This is a genomic window from Streptomyces sp. 5-10 (assembly GCF_014712245.1).
Taxonomy (GTDB): Bacteria; Actinomycetota; Actinomycetes; order Streptomycetales; family Streptomycetaceae; genus Streptomyces; species Streptomyces violaceusniger.
Genome location: NZ_JACVYG010000199.1, coordinates 1 through 1,028, shown reverse-complemented (window position 1 = coordinate 1,028; position 1,028 = coordinate 1). Strand labels below are relative to the sequence as shown.

1 protein-coding gene is annotated in these 1,028 nt (G+C 66.1%); it reads left to right on the top strand.

Annotated features, from left to right (window positions below; all coding sequences use genetic code 11):
* Positions 1-1,028 (top strand): beta-ketoacyl reductase (locus IEJ02_RS47790; protein ID WP_191070506.1); only part of this gene is annotated, 1,028 nt, incomplete at both ends.

The window sequence follows — 1,028 nt, the reverse complement described above, 5'->3', positions numbered from 1 at the left end:
CCACGACTCGCTGTTCCGGCTGGAGTGGCGGCCCGTCTCCGTGTCTGCGCCGTCATCGCTGGACTGGAAGAGCTGGGAGGAGGTCTCCGAGGTTGGATCCGCCCCCGGTGTGGTGGTGCTGAGGGTCGGTGGGGGGGATGTGCGTACGTTGTCGGGCCGTGTGTTGGGGGTGTTGCGGTCGTGGTTGGCGGGTGATCGTTTTGTGGGTTCGCGGTTGGTGGTGTTGACGTGTGGTGCGGTGTCGGTGGGTGGTGGGGATGTGGTGGATTTGGGTGCTGCTGCGGTGTGGGGGTTGGTGCGTTCGGCGCAGTCGGAGAATCCGGGTGCGGGTGTGATTTTGGCGGATGCGGAGGTGGGTGATGTTCCGCTTGTGGTGGCTTGTGGTGAGTCGCAGGTGGTGGTTCGGGGTGGTGTTGTGCGTGTGGGGCGTCTTGTGCGGGTGTCGGGTGGGTCGGTGGGTGTGGGTGGGTCGGTGTTTGATGATTCGGGTGCGGTGTTGGTGACGGGTGGTACGGGTGCGTTGGGTGCGCTGGTGGCGCGGCATCTGGTGGTGGTTCATGGTGTGAGGAGTGTGGTGCTTGTCAGTCGCAGGGGGGTGGAGGCTGCGGGTGCGTCCGGGGTGCGGGATGAGTTGGCCGGGTTGGGTGCTGTGGTGTCGGTTGTCGCGTGTGATGTGGCGGACCGGGGTGCGTTGGCGGAGGTTCTGGCGGAGTTTCCGGTGCGGGGTGTGGTTCACGCGGCGGGTGTGCTGGATGACGGTGTGATTGGTTCGCTCACGCCGGAGCGGTTGGATGCGGTGTTCCGTGCGAAGGTGGACGGGGCGCTGAATCTGCATGAGTTGACCAGGGACATGGATCTGTCGGCGTTCGTGTTGTTCTCGGCGGGTGCGGGTGTCCTGGGTGCGCCGGGTCAGGGGAACTATGCTGCGGCGAACAGTTTCCTGGACGCCCTGGCCGCGCACCGCCGTGCCAATGGGCTTCCCGCGCAAGCGCTCGCCTGGGGTCTTTGGGACACCGACACCGGCATGG